This is a genomic window from Vibrio sp. HENC-03 (assembly GCF_000305755.2).
In the GTDB taxonomy this organism is placed as follows: domain Bacteria; phylum Pseudomonadota; class Gammaproteobacteria; order Enterobacterales; family Vibrionaceae; genus Vibrio; species Vibrio owensii.
Map to the genome: position 1 here is coordinate 143,924 of NZ_JH976126.1, position 22,851 is coordinate 166,774.

Below are 22,851 nucleotides of genomic sequence, written 5' to 3' on the forward strand. Positions count from 1 at the left end.
ACCATGACAAAAGCAACGATTCTCTCCGTCACGAATCCGTCTGAGCGTGGCGACAAAAAACAGCTTGGCAACCTACCTGGTGCCGCATTGCCAATGGCGATTGCAGAACTGGCTAAACAGCATTCAAGCCACTCTCTGCTTGTGGTTCCCGATCCGCAAATGGCGCTTAAGCTCCAAGCAGAAATAGAGCAGTTTACTGATCAATCGGTCAGCCTATTCCCTGATTGGGAAACACTGCCTTACGATAACTTCTCTCCGCACCAAGAAATCATCTCAGACCGTATTGCGCGTTTATATCAGCTACCAAACCAAGCCGGTGGCGTAACGATTGTGCCAGTAAGCACCGTATTACAACGCCAGTCTCCACGTGACTTCTTGTTGCAACACACCTTGATGGTAAAAACAGGCGATCAGTTCTCGCTAGAGAAGCTTCGCGTTCAACTTGAAAACTCAGGTTATCGCCATGTCGATCAAGTGTTTGGTCCTGGTGAGTACGCAAGCCGTGGTTCGATCCTTGATTTGTTCCCGATGGGCAGTTCGGATCCATACCGTATTGATTTCTTCGATGATGAGATCGACACGATCCGAACGTTCGATCCAGAGAACCAACGTTCTATCGAAGACATTCAGCAAATCCAGTTATTGCCAGCTCACGAATTCCCGACCACAAAAGCCGCTATTGAAGATTTTCGTACTCGTTGGCGCTCTCAGTTCGAAGCGCGACGCGAACCAGAATCGATTTACATGCAAGTCACCAAAGGCACGTGGCCAGCAGGTATCGAGTACTGGCAACCGCTGTTCTTCGATCATACAGAAACGTTATTTGACTATTTGCCTGAAGACTCGCAACTGATCATCGTCGGTGATATTGAAGCTGCGGTTGATACCTTCTTAAATGACGTCGACTACCGCTATGATCAAAAGAAAATCGATCCACTGCGTCCACTGTTAGCGCCACACGAATTGTGGCTCAAGAAAGACGAACTCTTTACCCAGTTTAAACAACTGCCACAAGCACAGTTAAGCTTAGAGAAAATCGTTAAGCGTGCAGGTCGCCAAAACCTTGCGGTGCAATCTCTTGCAGAGCTTGGCGTTCAACAGCAAAACAAAGAGCCACTAGCACGTTTACGTCAGTTCAGTGAGCAGTTCGTAGGCAAAATCGTCTTCTCAGTCGAGTCGGAAGGCCGCCGAGAAGCGCTAACCGAGCTTCTTCAAGGCATCAAAGTTCGTCCTGTCGTGCATGGTTCACTCTATCAAGCGCTCGATTCTGACGATCGCTTCAGCTTGATTCTCGGTGCAGCAGAACACGGTTTTATCCATGATGAGCTCAACTTTGCACTGATTTGCGAAAGCGACTTGTTGGGCGATCGCGTTATCCAACGCCGCCGTAAAGACAAGAAAACCGTTAACAGTGACACTGTTATTCGTCACCTAGCCGAACTTAAACCGGGTCAGCCTGTTGTCCATATCGATCACGGTATCGGCCGCTACATTGGCTTGCAAACGCTTGAAGCTGGTGGAATGAAAACAGAGTACGTGACTCTTGAGTATCAAAACGATGCCAAACTTTACGTGCCGGTGTCTTCATTAAACCTAATCAGTCGCTATTCAGGTGGCGCTGAAGACAGTGCGCCGCTGCATAAACTGGGTGGTGAAGCATGGGCAAAAGCTCGTCGTAAAGCCGCAGAGAAAGTGCGTGATGTTGCCGCTGAGCTGCTGGATGTTTACGCGAAACGAGAATTGAAACCGGGCTACAAGTTTGAATTAGACCGTGGTCAATACGCGACCTTCAAAGCGACTTTCCCGTTTGAAGAAACCGAAGACCAATCAATGGCCATCAATGCGGTTCTCTCCGATATGTGCCAAGCTAAAGCCATGGACCGCCTTGTGTGTGGCGATGTGGGCTTTGGTAAAACAGAAGTTGCGATGCGCGCGGCATTTGTTGCCACAGACAATAGTAAGCAAGTGGCGGTCTTGGTTCCGACGACCCTACTTGCACAACAGCACTTTGAAAACTTCCGTGACCGCTTTGCCAACTTGCCAATTCGCGTAGAAGTGCTTTCTCGCTTTAAATCGGCAAAAGAGCAAAAAGTGATTCTCCAAGATGTTGCCGATGGCAAAGTCGACATCGTCGTAGGCACCCACAAACTGCTCTCAAGCGACATTAAATTCAAAGACCTCGGCTTATTGATCGTCGATGAGGAACATCGCTTTGGTGTGCGCCAGAAAGAGAAAGTGAAAGCGATGCGTGCTGATGTCGACATCCTAACGCTTACCGCGACACCAATTCCGCGAACCTTGAACATGGCAATGAGTGGCATGCGCGACTTGTCGATCATCGCGACTCCGCCAGCACGCCGTTTGGCAATCAAAACGTTTGTGCGTCAACGTGAAGACTCAGTGGTTCGTGAAGCGGCATTGCGTGAAATCATGCGTGGTGGTCAGGTTTACTTCCTGCACAACCAAGTCGAAACCATCGAGAAAACCGCCGAAGATCTGCAAAAGCTCATCCCAGAAGCGCGTGTTACCGTAGCCCATGGCCAGATGCGTGAGCGCGAACTAGAACGCATCATGAATGACTTCTATCATCAGCGTTTTAACCTTTTGGTGTGTACCACCATCATAGAAACCGGTATCGACGTTCCGACCGCCAACACCATTATCATGGACCGAGCAGATAACCTCGGTCTTGCACAGCTGCACCAATTACGTGGCCGTGTTGGTCGTTCGCATCACCAGGCATACGCTTACTTGTTAACGCCACATCCTAAAGCGATCACAAAAGATGCCATCAAGCGTCTTGATGCGATTGCATCTCTAGAGGATCTGGGCGCAGGCTTCACCCTTGCAACCCACGACCTCGAAATTCGTGGGGCGGGTGAGCTATTAGGTGACGAACAAAGTGGTCAAATTCAATCGGTTGGTTTTACACTGTATATGGAGATGCTTGAACAAGCGGTTGAAGCATTGAAAGAAGGTAAAGAGCCATCGCTGGATGATCTACTTCGCGAGCAAACCGAAATCGAGATGCGTATTCCTGCCCTGCTACCGGATGATTACATTCCGGATGTGAACACGCGTTTATCGATGTACAAACGTATTGCAAGTGTGAGCGACAATGAGGGCTTATCCGAGCTTAAGGTTGAACTGATTGACCGATTCGGTCTGTTACCAGACGCAACGAAGAATCTCCTATCTGTCTCAGAGCTGAAAATTGGGGCAGGAAGTCTCAAAGCGAAGAAGATTGAGGCGCATGACAAGGGCGGATTCATTGAGTTTTACCCTGATGCTGACATAAACCCAGCGTATTTGGTTAAACTCCTGCAATCACAGCCGCAAAAATTTGCAATGGAAGGTCCAACTAAGTTCAAGTTTAGCGTACCATTAACGGACCGACGTAAACGCATTCAGTTTGTTCAAGACTTACTGAATGATTTTAAACAGAATTTATTACCAACGAGCTAATAGTCGAATGAGAATACTGATCCCATTATTGCTTCTTTGTGTCTCAATGCCATCTTGGGCTGCGCGTCAATTTGATATTGAAGTAATTATTTTCAAGCGAGCAGTCGACGCTGAAAGCACCAGTGAATCATGGCCAAATGAACTGCCTAAGATCGAAATGAGCAATGTCGGCAGTTTAGACAGCGAATCTTACCGCCGTTCAAAAGGCGTAACCTTGCTACCACGTTCTTCTTTCCGTTTGAACGCCCAAGAATCCGCATTAAATAATCATGCTGGTTTCAAAGTGCTTAAGCACGTGGCATGGCGTCAAGGTGACCGAGGTAAAGCAAGCGCGCCTATTTTCCGCATCGTTGGTGGTCGCGATTTCTCAGGCTCTTACAACGCTGATGGTAGCCCAATCGGTAGTAGCTCTTCGCTAACAAGCGATGGTTACAGCGAAGAGAATGTGAGCGGTCCACTTTATGAGCTCGACGGCAAGCTACAAATTTACGTTCAGCACTACTTGTTCGCTGAAACGACCATGGATTTACGTGAACCGAGCGTTCGTGAAATCCACATCGAATCACAGCCATCAGATCAACTGACCAATGAGTTGGGTGAAGTAGACGGTAATGTACAAGTCGGTAACTTGGCAGAAGTGTCACCAACAGTGACCGAAGAGAAGTTCTTGAAGAGCTTCCGAATGGATCAAAAACGCCGTATGCGCAGTAGTGAAACGCACTACTTAGACAACCCACTGATGGGGATGATCATTCAAGTTCGTCGCGTTCAATAAGTCACGAATTAAACAGAAAAGCGCAGCACTGGCTGCGCTTTGTTTTATCTAGAATCTCACATGGAAGTTGTATCGATTCATGGCACCAGATTTTGAAATCATAACACCACGCTTAGCGCTCAAACTGATTCCATCAGAGCAAGCACAGTCATTGCAACGTTTACTCGTCGAATCCCCTTCCCTACATCAATGGTTAGATTGGTGTAACGAGGACGTCTCTCTAAAAGATGCTCAAGATTTTCTATTGGCAACCCGCTTAAACTGGGTAAAAACCGAGGCTTTTGGCTTTGGGGTTTATGAACGAGAACACAACAGCCTTGTGGGAATGGCCGCTGTGAATGAGCTTTACCACACCTTCAACATGGCGAGCATTGGTTATTGGATTGCTGATCGCTATCAGCGCAATGGTTATGCTCACGAGGCGATTAGAGCACTGGCAGAGTTCTGCTTTGCAAAACTGAATTTAACGCGTGTAGAGATCGTCTGCGATTTAGACAACACAGCAAGTCAGGCGTTGATTGAGTCGGTTGGAGCCCAAAAAGAAACCATTGCGAGAAATCGCTTTATCTTTCACGGAAAACCAAAAGACGGCGTGGTGTATTCGCTGCTTCCTAGCGACTTAGAATAGAAAAAACCACCGACATACGGTGGCTTTTGTTTTATTTATCATTGAGCTCTTTCATCGAACACTCGACACAGAACTCAATCTTCAAATTAGTGCAGCTTCAAGTTTGGACGCAGTACGCGGTTGATACGGCCAACCAACATCATCAAGCCAGTCTTAATCACACCGTGCAGCGCCATTTGGTGCATGCGGTATAGCGAGATGTAAACCACGCGAGCAATACGACCTTCAACCATCATGGAGCCTTTAGTTAGGTTACCCATCAAGCTACCTACTGTAGAGAAGCGGCTTAGAGAAACCAAAGAACCGTGGTCTTTGTATTCGTACTCTTTTAGTTCACGGCCGTTAAGCTTAGCAACGATGTTAGTGAACGCTTGGCTCGCCATTTGGTGTGCAGCTTGAGCACGTGGCGGTACAAATGAACCATCTGGTTGAGTACATTGAGCCAAATCACCGATAACAAAGATGTCGTCATCACGAGTGGTTTGTAGCGTGTTTTTCACAACAAGTTGGTTGATACGGTTCGTTTCTAGACCTGCGATGTCTTTGATGAAATCTGGAGCCTTGATGCCCGCAGCCCATACCATGATTTGAGCAGGGATCTTCTCGCCGTCTTTCGTTGTCAGACCATCTTTATCTGCTTGTGTCACCATCGTCGCTGTGCGTACGTTTACACCCAGCTTAACCAACTCTTGGTGTGCAGCAGAAGAGATACGTGGTGGAAGTGCAGGAAGAATGCGCTCACCCGCTTCAACAAGGTTTACGTTTAGCTTGCTAGAATCTAGGTCGCCAAAACCGTATGTACGTAACTCTTTCACCGCGTTGTGAAGCTCAGCAGATAGCTCAACACCAGTTGCACCCGCACCAACAATCGCGATATCGACTGTGCCGTTACCGTTTTTCGCGTGTAGCTTTAAGAACTCGTTGTTCATTTCACTACGGAAACGGTGTGCTTGTTCTGGGCTATCTAGGAAGATACAGTTGTCACGAACACCAGGAGTGTTGAAATCGTTAGATGTAGAACCAATGGCCATCACTAGAATGTCGTACTCTAGTTCGCGGCTTGGCATAAGCAGTTCGCCGTGATCGTCTTTAAGCTCACTAAGAATGATCACTTTACGCTCACGGTCGATGTCTTGAAGGCTGCCCATTTGGAAGTCAAAGCTGTGGTTTTTCGCATGAGCACGGTAACTCAGTGCATCCACACCTTCATCCAATGAACCTGTTGCTACTTCGTGCAATAGCGGTTTCCACAAGTGGCTCGCTTTACGGTCTACCAGTGTAATTTGCGCACGGTTCTTACGACCCAGAGTGCGGCCCAGTTTGGTTGCCAACTCAAGGCCACCAGCACCGCCGCCTACAACGATAATGCGTGTCACAATGTTATCCTCTACAAAAATGAATATATGGGTTCAGCCGATGCTGACTCACAGTAATCTGCGGTCATACATCCAACCGATGAATTCTTTGGTCTCTAGAGGTGAGCTCACTTTTGGATAAACACCGATACCATCTTATTTTTTGCTTATTCTTATTAGCTTATTGATGTGCATCGGTTTCTTGATCTGAAATACACGATCTCAGACAAAAAATGGGCAAGTTTCTTACTCGCTCTCAATTTTTTTTGATATTTATCAAATTATTTTTACTGAGTTCATTATATAGGGCAATCTTTTGATGGCAACAAAAATCCTTACTCGAGATACGGATTGGCTAATTTTCGTCTGTTTGACGGTAACGTTTTCGTGCCACAAAAGGTTAAATCGATAAATCAAGCCGATAAATCGATACAAAATGTAAAATCTTGAGGAATCAGTGCAGCTCGTTTGAGCACCAGTAGAAACAAAAACAGCACTTCGAAAAGTGCTGTTTAAACAAAATAAGTTTGTTCGCTCTAAGACAAGTTAGGCGTTTTTGAATGCCTTCATCGCTTGCAGATGATGAGAGATCTTCTTGAACTTATGAGTTTGGGTTTCATCCCAAATGATTTCGTAGTGTTTATCCAGTTCTGCTGCGGTTTTTGAGTTGTCGTGGATTTCATCTTCTTTCGACAAAATCACCAAACAGCGCTCTTTGTTTTTCGCACGGAATTGCTCCACACATTTGGTCGCAATATCTTCGTACTCTTCAGGACGGTCAATACGCCCTGCCATCGTCTTCTCTGGATGCAAGTTCGGGTTGAACATCACTTGCTTAATGCCGCAAAGAAAACCGATTCGCTCTGACCAGTATGCGCCAAGGCCAACACCACAAATCAGTGGGTTTGGATCGTCCGCTTGGTCAATGACCTTAGACACTTCTTTCAATAAGTGCTGCATGTCATGCTTAGGATGAAGTGTGCTGTAGTTGATGAAACGAACGTCATCATCGATGAATTGCAATTGAAGAACTTTTTCGTGGTTACCCGGGCTTGTACTATCAAAGCCGTGCAAGTAAATAATCATGTGTACCTCTCCCTGTGACTTGCTGGTACTTCACTTTAAACTACCACTATTTCTTTATGGTTAAAGAGGAAAAAGTCATGAGTTATCAAAACAGTGATCTTCCATACATAATAAGTCTTTAAACTCACGAGCACTGTCTAAGTATTGTTCATCATCCCACAATTTGTAGGCCAATAAATACCAAAGCATCGCCATCATTTGAGTTCTTGGCATCCACGCTCTCACGCCTTCCAACCATAAAGCGACGTCTTCAATGCCACGAATCTGGCAATACTGTTCTACACCCCGTTCAATAGGCACATCGGCGAGTTGCAGAATCAGCGTCAAGTCGAGCCTTGGATCCGCTAAGCCAGCGTACTCCCAATCGATCACTTTTACGCCCTCTTCGCCACGAACTAAGTTGTAACAGCCAAGATCAAAATGGCACAGTGCTGCAGGGACTTGCGCCACACTTGGCTCAGAACGCCACTTTTGATAAAGCGCTTCGTACTCAGTGCCGACGTACTGGCCAGCCAGTTCCAACCAATAATGATCGATGCGCGAAAGATACGAGAACGGAACTAAAGGAACCGCCGTTGCAGGATATTCATGAACCCTAGCCGCAATCGGTAATAGCTCTTCAATATCAATACCTGGCTTCGTCAGCGTTTCACCCGCCACCCACTCCACTAACAAACCTTGCTCATGTACAAAGACGGGCTTTGGCCCTAGGTTGAGAGGGGCAATCGCATTGAGTACTTGATATTCGTTGTGACGAGAAATAGCAAAGGCCTTGCACACGTTACTGGTCGGTCGCCAGACGTAAGCAAGACCTTCTGAGGATTCCAACCGCCAGCAGCGATTGGTAAGCCCGCCGGTGACGGTTTGAACCTTCACCGGCGGTGATGCAAAGAAGCCATCAAGCGCATTTAAACTCGGGTCTAATTGTTTCGCTTGTTGCCAAGAAAACCACGCCATGAACGACTTCTCCACTTAGGTCATAAGACCAAACCGAATCAATTAAAGACCAAATAGGCTCTTAGATTGTTCTTTACGGATTTCCGTTTCATCCGCCCATTCGATCAGACCCGTTTCTAGGTCCATTAGGCGCATAGTCATTTTGTAGTAAACGTCTTTGTCGCTGCCTGCGTTTTTCACGATGCTAGAAAGGTTACCGTAAAGCATGTATTGCGCACCGACCATTTTACCGAATTGGATTGCCGTGCTTTGGTTTACTAGCTCATCAGTGTTTTGGAAGTTAAGTTGCTCACGAACAGACTCAACACGATCCATGTCTACGAAACGGAACTTACCAGAGTTCAGCATCTTAGTAGAAATAGTGTCAGTGATAGACTCCGTATCGATGTGTTCGCTCGTCTTGTTCTTGATGCGCTCAACAAACACGATAGGACGTTGGTCACGAGTAATTGCTGCCACTGAACCTGACATCATCATGCTGTCGACCATTTCGCCAGCAATTTTTTGTAGATCCGTCGAGCCGAAGTCGATCGTTGTGGTTTCTGTCGCTTGCGCATCACCGTAAGAGACTTTGTTTGAACAACCACCCAGAATGACGGCAAGACCTAAAAGAGCAATAATACTTTTTTTCATGAGAGTTCCTTAGTTTGTGTTTCATCCCAAGGCGTCTCCACCTTGGCAAAGCAGCATAGCCGCCGAAATTGTGTTACTCGAAACGAGTTAGTTATCTTGTGCTTCGCGAATTTGTACGCGGAATTGAGTCCCGTTAGGGTTCACCGTCACTTCCGACAAAGTCACTTGTTCAAATCCACGCACGATCATTTTGCGCCATGGACCCGGTTTGGTATTCACCTCAAGACCAGTATTGTCGTACCAGTAAAAGCGGTAAAGGATCTCTTGGTCACCTTTATAGTTACTGCTCAACTGCACAACGCCACGCGGACGGTCATCCACATAAGTCGTGGTAATGTTGTCTACCAACAGGCGACTACCCATGACGTTATCGTGGAAGAAAACCTTTTGGGTTTGGCCATCGATTCGGATACCAGCGGTGTTGTCAGCACAACCCGCTAAACCAATGATCACTGCCAAGCCAATAAGCCATGCTCTCATTACAACCTCCCTAGTTGTTTATGCCAAACTGTGGAATGCGATCCCTGACGAGATACCCAAACCAACGTTGTTTGCTGTGCTGGCACTTCGAATTGATACACCTGATCGCCAACGTTTAAGCTTTGCTGCCCCGGTTTCACGACTTTCGACGCCGTTTTCACCGTACCTGGTAGCGTCTGCCAACTTCTGGTATCAGGTTGTTCGGTTAATGTATTCCACACATTGAAAAGAATGTTGCCGACATCATCGCCTTTTGCCGCTTCTTTTCGGATTCTGTCTTTTGCCCAAACACGAATCGCTTGGCGAATCACAATCGTAGTCAAACGTTCGTGCAAATCGTTTTGCGCCATCGCGTTCACATCGGCCAATGTGCTTGAAGGTAGCTTGTTGCCATTTAACGCAACATCTCCAAAACGCTGTGTTCCGCGTTTCGGGTAGTAAGGCAGCGCAAGCGAATAAATCGCACCGTCGCCTCGGCTATCATAAATAGGCAAGTCAATTCGCCAACCTTGCAGCGCTTCCACCACGCCTTGCTCGTCTATCACGATCACGCGGCCTTGTGACTTACTCAGTCCTGAAGGCGCTTTGCCGTAACGTTTTTCTAGCATACGAAGGTCTTGACGCATGCCGAGTTTTTTCGCGGCATACATTGTACTTTCAATCACTTGCTTGTTATCTGGCATCACAGCAAGCGCTCGACGATAGTCTACATACGCACTGTTCAAATCTCGTGACGCTTCATAAAGCAAACCAGAAAGGTAGAACAAGTAACCGTTTTGCACTGAGCTAAGCTTCTTGCCTGCGTCTGGGTAGTTAGCTAACACGCTACCTAGGTTCGCTGACATACCTTGCTTCTTAAGATCCTTCTCTGCCTGCTTTAGTTCCTTTTCACGTGCTTTCTTTGCCGCTTCTTGCACTTGGTTTGCACGACGCATTTCAACCAATGCCCCTTCAAGGTCATTCTTTTGTAGGTAGTTCAGACCGAGGTACAAATGCAAAAAGCCGAGTTCATAGTCGGCAGGTTGGTATTCGTTTAGGTTGTCGTTAACGGCAAGAGACCCAACACTGGTCGCCGTTTCCGTTACAGAAATGGTTGCGCGATCTTGTTGTTTACGCACTGCACGATCGCTGTCTTCAAGTGAACTCAGGCTTTTTGGGTAATCTTGGGCAAGAAACGAGATTCGACCTTGCTCAAAGTTGCCAAGTATATCGCCACCAACATCACTCGATTGCAGTTGCTCAGCTTTGGCATATTCACCCGCAACCACTGCCTGATAGACTTGTTTATTTTGGTCGCTGTAATGACTGAAGAGATTGCCAGCGGACAAGTTTGCACATCCTGTAGTAAGCAGGACCCAGCTCATTAATCCGAATAGCTTCACACCATGTTTCACATTTATCTCCACAAATGTGTTGTTCGTCAGAAATAAAGAAGTGGATGAATCACTTCACCCACTTCTAATAGATTAGCTCAATACCATAGGACCTAAAGGACGACCGCCCACTAGGTGCATATGAATATGATAGACTTCCTGACCGCCATGTGAGTTACAGTTTACGATCAAACGGTAACCGTCTTCTGCAATGCCTTCTTCTTTAGCAAGCTTCTTCGCTACCGTGAACATACGTCCCATCATCGCTTCGTCTTCCGCTTCCACGTCATTTACTGTCGGGATCAGCTTATTTGGAATGATAAGGATATGGCTTGGCGCACGCGGATTGATGTCACGAAATGCCGTTACTAAGTCATCTTGGTAAAGGACATCTGCTGGGATTTCTTTGCGAATAATTTTGCTAAAGATGGTTTCTTCCGCCATGGGTACTCCATTTTATAAGGTGTGTAACCTATTTAGTATGCGCTAAGCCAAAAGCGAGCTCAATAAAAAACAGTGTTCACTTAACATTATCAATATAAGTCGTGACGTTGAAGCTTTTTTTGTCGTGTGCGTCATAAAACGTGCGTCGCAAACTCAATACAATCCAGTGAATTTTGTTACTTTTTTAAGACAATTCTTATTTATATTGTCTATTTTTGGGAGAGGAAGCTCACTTATGCGAGGTTCAGTTATTAAACGGATGTATGCAGGCTTCGCACTGATCATCGTCCTGTTTGCTGTCACGATTGCCATTATGATGGGGGGCATGAATGATATTCACGGTAAGTTTGAGACGGTATCCAAGTCTTCATTACCACTTGTTTCATTATCTAACCAAACCAGTGTTGAACTGCTTTCTGCAGACAAATCTTTTAAAGACTTCCTGACCACAGAGAATAAACAACGCATGGACGAGATGCGTCAGGAATTTGCCAAATCTCAACAAACCTTTGAAGCGACATTGAGCCAACTTGAAGTCGCGAGCCAAATCTACCCTTCTCTTGCCGAACCTTTTTCTCAGCTTAAAGAACTTGAGCAGAGCTATTTTACTGAAGCAAAAGAAGCCATGGATAACTACGAAGCCATGTTCGCTGCACAAGAAGAAGTGCAAAAGTCTTCTCGTCGCTTCCAACAACTTAACACTGAGCTTTCTGTTGGCCTGAAAGAATACGTGGCGGACCAAAGCAGTATCTCTGTAAAAGTGATGGCAAAGAGCTACTTCATCAAATTGAAAGATGCCGAAGTCATTACGTCCGATGCCTTAGCAAGCTCGAACCCTGAGTTTGTAACTGAAGCCGTAGCGAAAAACCGCAAGGCCGTCACACACCTAAACTACGCATTCCGTGGTTTGGTAACTCAACTTCCTGAACTTCAAAAAGCTTTTGGTGAATCAGTAGAACAATTCACACGTGATGTCGGTATGCGTGGTGGTGTGTTAGACCAACACAACAACTACCTTTCGGCTCGTGCGGCGCTTTACAACAACATTGCGAACCTTGCCACCAAAGTTGACTCAAGCATGTCGATTCTTGAGCAATTCACAACAACCGCAACAGACAAGCTCAACGAATCTTTAGCTGATGCAGGAGACATTTACTCAGCAGGCGTGACGAAAGCGATTGTGATTGCAGTAATTGTCGTTCTGTTTGCAACCGCCATCGGTTACCACATCGCACAAAGTGTCCGTGAACCACTAACACGCATCTTGAAAGTGTTAGAAAGCCTGACAGAAGGCGACATGACACAGCGTATTGAAAACCGTCACAACAACGAATTTAGCCGCGTAAGTGGGCATATCAATACCCTTGCAGACAGTTTGCACAACATTCTTGTGAAGCTTAATGACGCTTCAGAAAACCTTGCTTCAACCGCTTCAACGAATGAGCAAACTTCTTCTCAAGCGCAAGGTCAATTGAACTCACAGCGTGAGCAAACCGCAAATGTGGCGACAGCGATGACAGAGATGTCTCACTCGGTTCAAGAAGTCGCACAAAGTGCACAAGGCTCACTAGAAATGGTTCAGCGTGTAGAAACCGCTTCTGACCAAGGTCGCAGTGTTATGAACAGTAACATCTCGACCATTAACCAGTTAGAAACGCGTTTGAATGAATCTGTGTCTGCGGTTTCTGAGCTACAACGAATGAGCGGCCAAATCGGTTCGATTCTAGACGTGATTCGTAACATCGCCGAGCAAACTAACTTGTTGGCACTCAACGCTGCCATTGAGGCTGCTCGTGCGGGTGAACAAGGTCGTGGTTTTGCGGTTGTCGCGGATGAAGTTCGCGTGCTGGCTTCCAAGACCACACAATCGACAACTGAGATTGAAGCAATGATCAGTAACCTTCAATCGAGTTCGCAGTCTGCTAGCCAAGTTATTCAGAGCTGTATGAGTGATATGGAAATGTCCGTTGAGCAAGCTTCAAAAGCAAATAGCTCGATGGAAGAAATTCAAGCGCTTATTATCGAAATCAGCCAGATGAGTACCCACATATCTCAAGCGGCAGCAGAGCAGAGCGAGACTTCAGCGGATATTGCGCGTAGCATTGAAGACATCAATAGCATTGCCGATCAAAGCTACCATGCGATGTCGAGCATTGCTCAAACTAGCGAATCTTTGACGCAATTAGCGCATCAGCAAAACGAACTGGTTCATCGATTTAAGCTATAAAATCCGCCGCCAAATTTAACGGATTTATTGCAACCAACTGTATAAGGGTGACTTTTTATTGAAGTCGCCCTTGTTTTTTATGAGCTGTGTCTACATATGGTTTATATGGCTTGCTCATCCCTTTTCTTTTCTCTTTTCGAGCAAGCCAAATAAGAAGGAAAACCTATGGCTGTTCATGTTGGTATTATCGACCAAGATCCAGTGAGATTAGTCACTCCTCTTTTGGATAATCGCACTGTAAGTACACATATCGTCTTCATCGGCGACAAGAGCCAATCCGATATGTACGAGCGACTGAGCGCAGTATTAGAGCAGCGAGAAATTACGTCTGAATTCTTTGAAATTCCTTCTGCAGTAAACACTTCTCTGATCAAACAATCTGTCCACAAATTGGCAAAAGACCTCCACGACCGAGGTGAAGAAGTTAAACTCAATGCAAGTTGTGGCCTCCGTCACCGCCTGCTTTCCGTGTACGAAGTCTTCCGTACTTACCGTTGGCCTATCTTCGTAGTAGAACCAAACAGTGACAAACTGTGCTGGCTTTACCCTGATGGCAAAGAAGATACACAAGTAGAAGACCACATTACCATCTCTGATTACCTCACTATTTTCGGCGCACGCGGTGAATTCCACCACGTAGACCTTCCTCCTCAACTTGACCAAAAGCTTTACGAACTGGGCGAACGCTGGGCATCTAACGCACTTGAGCTTGGCCCTGGCCTTGCGACGCTAAACTACCTTGCAACCACTTGTCGTAAAGAGCAGAAGCTGGATGTTGAGCTTTCTGAGAAGCAACAAGGCTACCGCGAGCTGAACATGCTGCTGACCGATTTGGTCGAGGCACAAATCGCGACATACGAAAATGGCGTGCTGACGTTTGCAGATGAAGACGCTCGTCGTTTCTCTAACGGTGAATGGTTAGAAACGCTAGTACACAGCACTGTAAAACAGATTCAAGACACCATGCCGACGATCCAAGACCGTTCATTGAACGTGCAGGTTTATCGCAAGCTCGGTGAAAGCGAAGTTCGCAATGAACTTGATGTCGCAACGGTGGTGAACAACAAACTTCACATCATCGAATGTAAGACCAAAGGCATGCGCGATGATGGCGATGACACCTTGTACAAGCTTGAATCTTTGCGTGATCTGTTAGGTGGCCTACAAGCTCGTGCCATGCTGGTCAGCTTCCGCCCGCTGCGTCATAACGACATCACACGTGCTGAAGACTTAGGGTTGGCACTTATCGGCCCAGACGAGCTGAAAGATCTCAAAACTCACTTAAGCGCTTGGTTTGAAGCCGCAGGTGGTTCTGACGAAATCTAATCGTCGATATCGTTCAAACATCAAAAAAGCAGCCTCGAGCTGCTTTTTTATTGCGTCAGATTTGTTGTTTGAATACTCAGACAAAACTGCCAGATAGAAAAAACCAGAGGCGAACCTCTGGTTTTTCCCGTTTGTTTAAATGCCAACTAAATGTTGTGCTTAAAGCATCTTACGCGCTGCTTCTACTACAACTTTAATTGAGCGAGCTTCCGTTTCTTTCAGCGTTGAATGATCTGGAATCTCTTTTTGTGTACGGTTGATGATTACACCCGCCACACAACCTGCTTTCAGGCCAGAGCTTGCACACATGGTTAGCAGTGTTGCTGACTCCATTTCGAAGTTCAGAACGCCCATGTCTTGCCACTCTTGCATAGAACCTTGGAAGCGCTTAACAACACGACCAGAGAACGTATCGTAACGCTCTTGACCTGGGTAGAAAGTGTCACTTGAAGCAGTCACACCCATATGAACAGTTGCACCAGACTCTTCAACAGCTGCTTTCATTGCTGTTGCGATTTCGAAGTCTGCTACTGCTGGGAACTCCATTGGAGCAAAGTGTAGGCTCGCGCCGTCTAGACGAACAGAACCTGTAGTAACGATCATGTCACCTACGTTTACGTGTGGCTGAATTGCACCAGTCGTACCAACACGTAGGAAAGTGCGAACGCCAAGCTGTGCTAGTTCTTCTACTGCGATAGATGTAGATGGACCGCCGATACCTGTAGAACAAACCACAACAGGTTTACCGTCTAGCTCTGCACGGTATAGCGTGTATTCACGGTGACTTGCTAGAAATACTGGGTTTTCCATTTCTTCTGCGATTTTTTGTACGCGCGCTGGATCGCCTGGAATGATTGCTAGAGTAGCACCATTAAGATCCGCTTCAGTAACACCTAAATGGAATACAGCTTGAGACATAAGTCGCTCCTTGTTGTGGCTTATTTTGTAAACAATAAGCTCATTAATAAGTTGTTGGGTACAGATGCACTGTAGCGAACCTTTCACCAACATTGAGTGATCACAGTCACAATGAAACAATGTAATAAATCTACACTTTCAAATAAAAACGTTTTAGATCACATTTTAAGAGCCAGAAGTTCATTTCGTTGCATACCAATGAGTGATTTGCCAAACGAATTATTCAGCATAGTGATTACCGTTTTATGGACACAAAAAAGCCCAAGACACAATTGCCTCGGGCTTTCTATTCATCGCTCAGCTGTTAACTGATTTATTTCACTTGTTTTGATTCAAAGCGAAGCAGACGCAGAGCATTCAGTGTGACTAGTGCCGTTGCGCCACTGTCGGCAAGTACCGCAACCCACAAGCCGGTAATGCCCAGTAAGCTCGTTACCAAGAACACACCTTTTAGACCCAGCGCAAGCGCCACGTTCTGACGGATGTTATTCAGCGTCGCACGTGATAGCTCGATCATACCTGCTAGCTCGATCAAACGGTTGTGAGTCAGTGCAGCATCAGCCGTTTCAAGTGCAACGTCAGTACCACCGCCCATCGCAATACCAATGCTTGAAGCTTTCATTGCTGGCGCATCATTAATGCCGTCACCCACCATCGCGACAGTGTGCTGTGCTGAAATCTCTTCCACGTAGTGCACTTTGTCTGCTGGTAGCAAGCTTGCTTTGTAATCAAGGCCAATTTGATTCGCAATAGCTTCGGCACTGCGAGGGTTATCGCCAGTTAACATCACTGATGAAATACCCAGTTTTTTAAGTGCAGCAACCGCTTGTTGAGCGTCTTGGCGAAGTGTGTCTTGCCACGCAATCAAGCCAATCACTTGTTCATCGTGACGAGCGATAACCACCGTCTTACCTTGGTCTTCCAACGCCACGACTTGCTGTTCGATGTCAGACGCGATGGCAAAATCGGCTTTCGATGGCGCAATCACTTGAACCAATTTGCCTTCAACAAGCCCTGTCACACCAGAACCAACCTGCGCCGTTTTGTCTGCAGCTTCAGGAATGTTGATGCCCTGCTCTTGTGCTTTGTTCACCAAAGAAATTGCTAGCGGGTGGCTTGAGCCAATCTCAATCGACGCCGTTAAGCTTAATAACTGTTCTTCTGTTACATCGAATGGAACCACATCAGTTACTTGCGGTTTGCCTTGTGTCAGTGTGCCCGTTTTATCGAATGCTACAGATTCAACACGACCCAGTAGCTCAAGCGCTGCACCACCTTTGATCAGTGCACCTCGTTTTGCCGCTGCCGCCAAGCCAGAAGTGATCGCCGCTGGTGTAGAGATGACGAGCGCACATGGACATGCGATCAACAGCAATGCTAGACCACGGTACACCCACGTTTCCCAAGGTTGAGCAAACAACAATGGCGGTGTGATGATGACTAATAGAGAGACAAGCATCATCAATGGCGTGTACCAACGGCTGAACTTATCTAGGAAACGTTCAAGTGGTGCTTTGCGTGATTCCGCTTCTTCAATCAAATGTAGGATACGGTCAATCGCGTTCTCACCTTGGCGAGACGTCACTTTCACTTGCACGACTTTATCGACAACCACGGCACCTGCCATGATTTTGCCGCCTTCGTTGTGCTCTACCGGAACAGACTCGCCCGTTAACGCACTTTCATCGAAGCTTGCCGCTTGAGTCATTAGTACGCCATCAGCTGGCATACGACCACCCGGCGCTACTTCAATCACGTTACCCGGCTGTAGTTGTGACGCTGGCACTTCTTGACGTTCACCGTCCACAATCAGAGTGGTATTTTCTGGAACGAGATCCATCAATGCTTGAACGCCGCTACGCGCACGAGATGATGCGTATGCTTCTAACTTTTCACCAATAAGGAAAAGCAATAGCACCATCGCCGCTTCAGCGGTTTCACCAAGGTATAGAGCACCCAGCGCCGCGACACTCATCAGCGTTTCAATCGCAAATGGCGTACCACTGCGAGCCAACTTGACCGCCTTCATCGCAACCGGATACAAGCCAAGTAAACACGTCAACGTGAAGAGCCACGTGCTGAAAGTTGGATGTAAATCAGAGATAAGACCGGCTAACGCCATCGCACCTGCGATAGAAAGGATTTGAATATTGTCTTTCATAACGCCTAACCAACCTTTTTTCTCGGCTTTTGGTTTTGGCGCGTCTGTCGAAGTCAGTGGGAAACCGGTTTGTTGAGAAACTTGCTCAATGACAGGCGCAAGTGCACGGTTATCAAAATCCACCACCAGTTTTTCAGTCGCGAACAGGACTTTGGCGTTCGTGACGCCTTCAACAGAAGAAATGGCTTTTTCAAGTTTTTGAGCACAGGCAGGGCAATCCATGCCTGATACTAACCAGCTATGGCGAATGGAGGATTCAATGGGTTCGGCAGGGCCTTCATCTTCAAGAGAATCCGAGCTACAGCTTCCGCCACTGCAACAAGAATCCTCTGAAGTGATTACGCTTGCTTGCGTAATATTAAGAGCAGGTTTTGCCGGTGCGCAGCAAGAGTCGTTTGCACCTAGCGCCACCGCAGAGTTGATTTTGCCTGATTGGCAACCATGATGTTTCGTACACATAATTCACTTTCCTTATTGGTGATAAGTCTCTATCTACCGCTAAGAATAAACCTTAGAGCTAACTCCAAGGTCAAGCGTATTTATGTGAAATTAGGAAAATTTACGCTTTTTCCTCTTCAAGAGCTGTGGCGACCTCATCAATCAATACCGCATCGTGAGAACAGAAAGGCTGAGTATTAACGCAAGTGATGGCAGGATCGTCTTCCACCAAGTCTTCACCAAAGTTCTGCATCAGGTCTTTGATGTGTTTATTCAGCACAACCAACGCCAGTAGACCAAAAACAATCGTACCCACAGCTTGGCCGTAAAGCACACCAAGCGCGCCATACCACTGCGAACCGAAGTAAACGAAAGGCAACGTGCCGATGGTGGCTTTGCCTAGATTTAGCGCCGTTGAGTACAGTGGCTTACCAAGGTTATTGAAGGAGGTGTTGGCGACAAACAAAGTACCGTTGAACACAAACGTAATCGCCACATAGGTACAGAAAGCAGCAACAATAATCGCAGCGTCACCCGTTAGGCTGAACATAGCAACTATGTAATCTTGCAGAACGTAAAGCAGAGCACATACGGCGAGAGTATAAATGGTTGTCACCAGCAAAGAGTCGGTCAGAGTTCGCTTCACGCGATCCATCCGCTCCGCACCAAAGTTCTGACCAATGATTGGACCAACAGCACCAGACAAAGCAAAAATCACCGCAAAACACACTGGAGTTAAACGCCCTATCACGGCAAAACCTGCCACAAAATCCTCACCAAATTGGGCAATGTGAGTGGTCACAATCGCATTACCAATCGGCGTAGCAGTGTTGGTAATAATAGCGGGCACGGCAATCGCCAAAATCGGCTTAAGGTTAATTTTAACGATATCGAGATTAGGGAATGAAACCAGCTTGTGCACTTTTACTAGTGGGTAAAGGGAGAAAGCTAATACCGTGAAACGCGCAATAACAGACGCCGCTGCCGCTCCTTCTACGTTCCATTTGAAGACGAAGATAAACAGCGGATCGAGAATCGCGTTAACGATACCACCCGCCAAAGTCGCCCACATAGAGCGCTTCGCATCTCCCGCAGCACGCAATCCAGCACCGGCAGACATACCCAATGCGAGTATCGGTGCACTTGGTAATAGAATATTGAGATAAGCTTCTGCACGCTCGGCAGCGACCCCTTCTGCACCTATGGCGGCTAATAACTCTGGGATGTGGATGAACATACTAATGGTAATGACCAAGCTGATCATAAAGGCCACCAGCATGATACTGCCACTCATCAACCTTGCTCGTTCAAAGTCCTTTGCGCCAATCGCTTTAGAGACCAAAGCCCCCATAGCAATCGAAGTACCGATGGATGCAGAGGTTGAGAAGAAAATCAGCGTTCCTGCAAAACCGACAGCCGCAGCAAGCTCTACCTGCCCTAGCATACTGATGAACAACATATCGAGCAGATCGACGACAAACAGTGCCATCAAACCAACAGAGCCGGCGCCAGACATCACTAAGATGTGGCGCATAGTAGAACCTTGGACAAACTTCGCGTCTTGCGTGGGCATATTCTTCCTCAACGACAAAAAGACGCCGAGGCGTCTTTCGTCTTAATACTTATTGTTTTGTTCTTAAACGGGATGTTTGAAACATTCGTTCAGTGTTTTGCCGATGGCTCTTAGAACATCGCGTCTTGTAATCACACCAACGAGCTTATCTTTGTCATCCACCACCGGATACATCTTAGGTTTACCGACTTTCATCATGTCAGCTAATTCGATGATCGACATTTCAGGCGATACCGATAGCGCGTCTAAGTGCATGCACTCTTCTACTGTGTGTGTGTCCTGACAGTGGTAACTGGCTTTAACGAGTTTGTCTAAAAGGTCTTGTTCAGAAAGGAATCCGATGACTTTCTCGTTTTCGTCGATAACAGGCCCACCTAGAGTAACACTTTGCATCACCTTGTCCAAAGCCGCCGTCAACGACATGTTCTTGGTGAAAGTCACTGCCTGTAACGTCATGTAATCTTTAACTTTAAGTGAATGCATTCTTATCTCCTTAGCGGCACGTTTTTGCTGCCTTTAAGATAAGTGTCGTCTAATTTCTTGATTTTACTAAATGGAAATTAGCAATTTTATTTATAGGTGTAGTCTATTGATCTTTATCTGAATTGATACATAACACAAAGCAATGAATACTAAGTTGCATATTTATTTTAAGTTACATCGACCACCTGCTTGGCTGTGAGCAAAGAATATACAAAGCTTGAACATGGTTCGAGTCAGGAGTGAGTCAATATAAGAAGGGCGAAAAGAAATAACTAGCTATGCAGCAGAAACAAAAAAGCCAGCCTTAGATTTAGGCTGGCTTTCGATGTTATATCACGCGATTAAATTATGCGTTTTCCATTGAAGCGACGATGTCACGAGCTACCGCTTCTGCCACCTTAATGCCATCGATACCCGCAGAAAGGATACCACCCGCGTAGCCTGCACCTTCACCCGCAGGGAAGAAACCTTTCAAGTTGATGCTCTGGAAGTCTTTACCACGCTTGATACAAACTGGAGAAGACGTACGCGTCTCAACACCCGTCAGTAGACCATCTTCTGACGCAAAGCCTTTGATCTTACGATCGAATGCTGGGATTGCTTCACGAATCGCCTCGATAGCAAATGCAGGTAGCGCTTTTGACAGGTCAGTCAGTTTGATGCCCGGAGTAAATGATGGCTCAACATCACCTAGTGCACTTGGATCGCGACCTTTCAGGAAGTCACCGATTTTCTGTGCTGGTGCGTCGTAGTTCTCACCACCGAGTGTGTAAGCGCCCGATTCTAGTTCACGTTGGAAACGGATACCCGCCAGAGGATCACCTGGGTAATCAACTTCTGGAGAGATACCCACTACGATTGCGCTGTTCGCGTTACGCTCTGCACGAGAATATTGGCTCATGCCATTGGTTACTACGCGGCCTTCTTCAGACGTTGCCGCAACAACAGTACCACCAGGACACATACAGAAACTGTAAACCGTACGGCCATTCTTACAGTGGTGAACCAGTTTGTAGTCTGCGGCGCCAAGAATTGGGTGGCCTGCGTTTGGACCAAAGCGTGCTTCATCGATCATCGACTGTTTGTGCTCGATACGGAAACCAACTGAAAACGGCTTCGCTTCCATGTAAACGCCACGGTCGTGCAGCATTTCAAAGGTATCACGAGCACTGTGACCTACCGCTAGAACAACGTGACGAGATTTGATCTCTTCACCGTTTGATAGCGTTACGCCTGTGATTTGACCATCTTCCATATGTAGATCGTCAACACGAGTGCTAAAGCGGATCTCACCACCTAGCTCGATGATTTTCGCGCGCATCTTCTCGATCATGGTAACCAGTTTAAAGGTACCGATGTGCGGCTTACTTACGTATAGAATTTCTTCTGGTGCGCCTGCTGCTACAAACTCAGTGATCACTTTACGACCGTAGAAGTTTGGATCTTTCACTTGGCTGTAAAGCTTACCATCAGAGAAAGTACCCGCGCCGCCCTCACCAAACTGTACGTTTGATTCTGGGTTTAGTGTACGCTTACGCCAAAAGCCGAACGTGTCTTTAGTACGCTCACGTACTTCTTTGCCACGCTCAACGATGATTGGGTTAAAGCCCATTTGAGCCAAAACCAAGCCCGCAAATAGACCACAAGGACCAAAACCGATCACCACTGGGCGTTCTGTTAGGTTCTCTGGTGCTTTGGCAACAAACTTGTATTCCATATCTGGTGTTTGGCGAACGTGCGGATCTTTTTCAAATTTCGCTAGCAACGCCTCTTCATCACCTTCAACGATGATGTCTAGCGTGTAGATAAGATGAATATTGGTTTTCTTACGAGCATCGTAGCCGCGTCTAAAGACATTAAAAGAGATAACTTTCTCAGCAGCAATGCCAAGCTTTTTAGTAATCGCGTCCAATAGCGCGCCTTCCTCATGATCAAGAGGAAGTTTAATTTCATTAATACGAATCATGTGATGTCTCGTTATGGTAGGTGTCTTAGCCAGGACTGCTATTTTCCCCTCGTGAATATCGGGGGTGAAAAAGCAGTCAGCTCACAATGGCGCGCATTTTACGAGAAATTGATTTGTCTGTCATACTAAATCCAAGTTGCACGGCGGAATTAACGTAGCGAATGTTGAATTTTGCCTTGGGATGAGTATTATCCCCATTCTTCAATTTTGACTAACTTAAGAGCTGATTATCATGGCGTTTGTCGTAACCGATAACTGTATCCAATGTAAATACACTGACTGTGTCGCGGTATGCCCTGCTGATGCCTTCCACGAAGGCCCAAACTTTATGGTAATCAACCCGATTGAGTGCATCGACTGTGGTTTGTGCGTGGACGAATGTGCCGCAGCCGCCATCTTCCAAGAAGATGAGCTTCCAGAAGATCAAGTGATCTACAAAGAGCTCAACGCAGAACTTGCAGAAATCTGGCCGGTACAAACTGAAGTGAAGCCAGCAATGGATGAAGCGGAAAAGTGGAACGGCGTGCCAAACAAGTTGGACATGCTAGAAAAATAAGTGCATT

At 46.6% G+C, this 22,851-nt stretch carries 18 protein-coding genes; 6 read left to right on the forward strand and 12 right to left on the reverse strand.

Features of this window, described 5'->3' with window-relative positions; translation table 11 throughout:
* Positions 1-3 precede the first annotated feature (3 nt).
* From mfd to VCHENC03_RS06750, 3 genes are all read left to right on the forward strand, one after another.
* Positions 4-3,465, forward strand: coding sequence for a transcription-repair coupling factor (gene mfd, locus VCHENC03_RS06760; RefSeq protein WP_009707130.1), 3,462 nt, complete (start codon positions 4-6; stop codon positions 3,463-3,465).
* 7 nt (positions 3,466-3,472) lie between these two features.
* Positions 3,473-4,240 (forward strand): peptidoglycan binding protein CsiV, encoded by a 768-nt coding sequence (locus VCHENC03_RS06755; RefSeq protein ID WP_005437502.1) that lies wholly within the window; start codon positions 3,473-3,475, stop codon positions 4,238-4,240.
* Positions 4,241-4,319: 79 nt separating this feature from the next.
* Positions 4,320-4,868: a GNAT family N-acetyltransferase gene (locus VCHENC03_RS06750; RefSeq protein ID WP_009707132.1), complete on the forward strand. Its 549-nt coding sequence runs from the start codon at positions 4,320-4,322 to the stop codon at positions 4,866-4,868.
* 86 nt (positions 4,869-4,954) lie between these two features.
* Here VCHENC03_RS06750 and VCHENC03_RS06745 read toward each other — a convergent pair whose 3' ends face one another.
* The 7 genes from VCHENC03_RS06745 to hinT form a co-directional block, all read right to left on the reverse strand.
* Positions 4,955-6,244 carry an NAD(P)/FAD-dependent oxidoreductase gene (locus VCHENC03_RS06745; protein WP_009707133.1) on the reverse strand — a complete coding sequence of 430 codons (1,290 nt, stop codon included), beginning with the start codon at positions 6,242-6,244 and terminating at the stop codon, positions 4,955-4,957.
* A gap of 525 nt (positions 6,245-6,769) precedes the next feature.
* Positions 6,770-7,309, reverse strand: a complete 540-nt coding sequence (ycfP, locus tag VCHENC03_RS06740; RefSeq protein WP_009707134.1) for an alpha/beta hydrolase YcfP — start codon at positions 7,307-7,309, stop codon at positions 6,770-6,772.
* 75 nt (positions 7,310-7,384) lie between these two features.
* Positions 7,385-8,266: a thiamine kinase gene (gene thiK / locus VCHENC03_RS06735; RefSeq protein ID WP_009707135.1), complete on the reverse strand. Its 882-nt coding sequence runs from the start codon at positions 8,264-8,266 to the stop codon at positions 7,385-7,387.
* Positions 8,267-8,308: 42 nt separating this feature from the next.
* On the reverse strand, positions 8,309-8,899 hold the full coding sequence (lpoB, locus tag VCHENC03_RS06730; RefSeq protein WP_005431666.1) for a penicillin-binding protein activator LpoB: 591 nt from the start codon (positions 8,897-8,899) through the stop codon (positions 8,309-8,311).
* 87 nt (positions 8,900-8,986) lie between these two features.
* Entirely contained in the window at positions 8,987-9,379 is a 393-nt protein-coding gene (locus VCHENC03_RS06725) for a YcfL family protein (RefSeq protein ID WP_005437509.1), read from the reverse strand.
* Positions 9,379-10,773, reverse strand: coding sequence for a COG3014 family protein (locus VCHENC03_RS06720; RefSeq protein ID WP_009707136.1), 1,395 nt, complete (start codon positions 10,771-10,773; stop codon positions 9,379-9,381). Before VCHENC03_RS06720 ends, VCHENC03_RS06725 begins: the two co-directional genes overlap by 1 nt.
* A gap of 72 nt (positions 10,774-10,845) precedes the next feature.
* Positions 10,846-11,196, reverse strand: a complete 351-nt coding sequence (hinT, locus tag VCHENC03_RS06715; RefSeq protein ID WP_005437511.1) for a purine nucleoside phosphoramidase — start codon at positions 11,194-11,196, stop codon at positions 10,846-10,848.
* Positions 11,197-11,431: 235 nt separating this feature from the next.
* Between hinT and VCHENC03_RS06710 the strand changes: the two genes are divergently transcribed.
* Together VCHENC03_RS06710 and VCHENC03_RS06705 are read left to right on the forward strand one after the other, a co-directional pair.
* The gene (locus VCHENC03_RS06710) at positions 11,432-13,423 is read left to right on the forward strand and encodes a methyl-accepting chemotaxis protein (protein ID WP_009707137.1); all 1,992 of its coding nucleotides are present in this window, start codon (positions 11,432-11,434) and stop codon (positions 13,421-13,423) included.
* Between the two features lie 165 nt (positions 13,424-13,588).
* A complete protein-coding gene (locus VCHENC03_RS06705) occupies positions 13,589-14,749 on the forward strand; it encodes a DUF1887 family protein (protein WP_005437515.1) in 1,161 nt (386 codons plus the stop codon).
* A 159-nt stretch (positions 14,750-14,908) separates the two neighbouring features.
* On the opposite strand, the gene udp is transcribed toward VCHENC03_RS06705, so the two are convergent.
* The 5 genes from udp to VCHENC03_RS06680 form a co-directional block, all read right to left on the reverse strand.
* Complete coding sequence (gene udp, locus VCHENC03_RS06700) at positions 14,909-15,667, reverse strand: uridine phosphorylase (RefSeq protein ID WP_005437517.1); 759 nt, start codon at positions 15,665-15,667, stop codon at positions 14,909-14,911.
* A 313-nt stretch (positions 15,668-15,980) separates the two neighbouring features.
* Positions 15,981-18,287 carry a zinc/cadmium/mercury/lead-transporting ATPase gene (locus tag VCHENC03_RS06695; protein ID WP_032802944.1) on the reverse strand — a complete coding sequence of 769 codons (2,307 nt, stop codon included), beginning with the start codon at positions 18,285-18,287 and terminating at the stop codon, positions 15,981-15,983.
* Between the two features lie 100 nt (positions 18,288-18,387).
* On the reverse strand, positions 18,388-19,839 hold the full coding sequence (locus VCHENC03_RS06690) for an MATE family efflux transporter (protein ID WP_009707140.1): 1,452 nt from the start codon (positions 19,837-19,839) through the stop codon (positions 18,388-18,390).
* Positions 19,840-19,902: 63 nt separating this feature from the next.
* Positions 19,903-20,322, reverse strand: coding sequence for a CBS domain-containing protein (locus VCHENC03_RS06685; protein ID WP_005437523.1), 420 nt, complete (start codon positions 20,320-20,322; stop codon positions 19,903-19,905).
* A gap of 346 nt (positions 20,323-20,668) precedes the next feature.
* Entirely contained in the window at positions 20,669-22,288 is a 1,620-nt protein-coding gene (locus tag VCHENC03_RS06680; RefSeq protein ID WP_009707141.1) for an NAD(P)/FAD-dependent oxidoreductase, read from the reverse strand.
* 232 nt (positions 22,289-22,520) lie between these two features.
* Here VCHENC03_RS06680 and fdxA point away from each other — a divergent pair, with 232 nt between their 5' ends.
* Positions 22,521-22,844: a ferredoxin FdxA gene (fdxA, locus tag VCHENC03_RS06675; protein WP_005431654.1), complete on the forward strand. Its 324-nt coding sequence runs from the start codon at positions 22,521-22,523 to the stop codon at positions 22,842-22,844.
* Positions 22,845-22,851 lie beyond the last annotated feature (7 nt).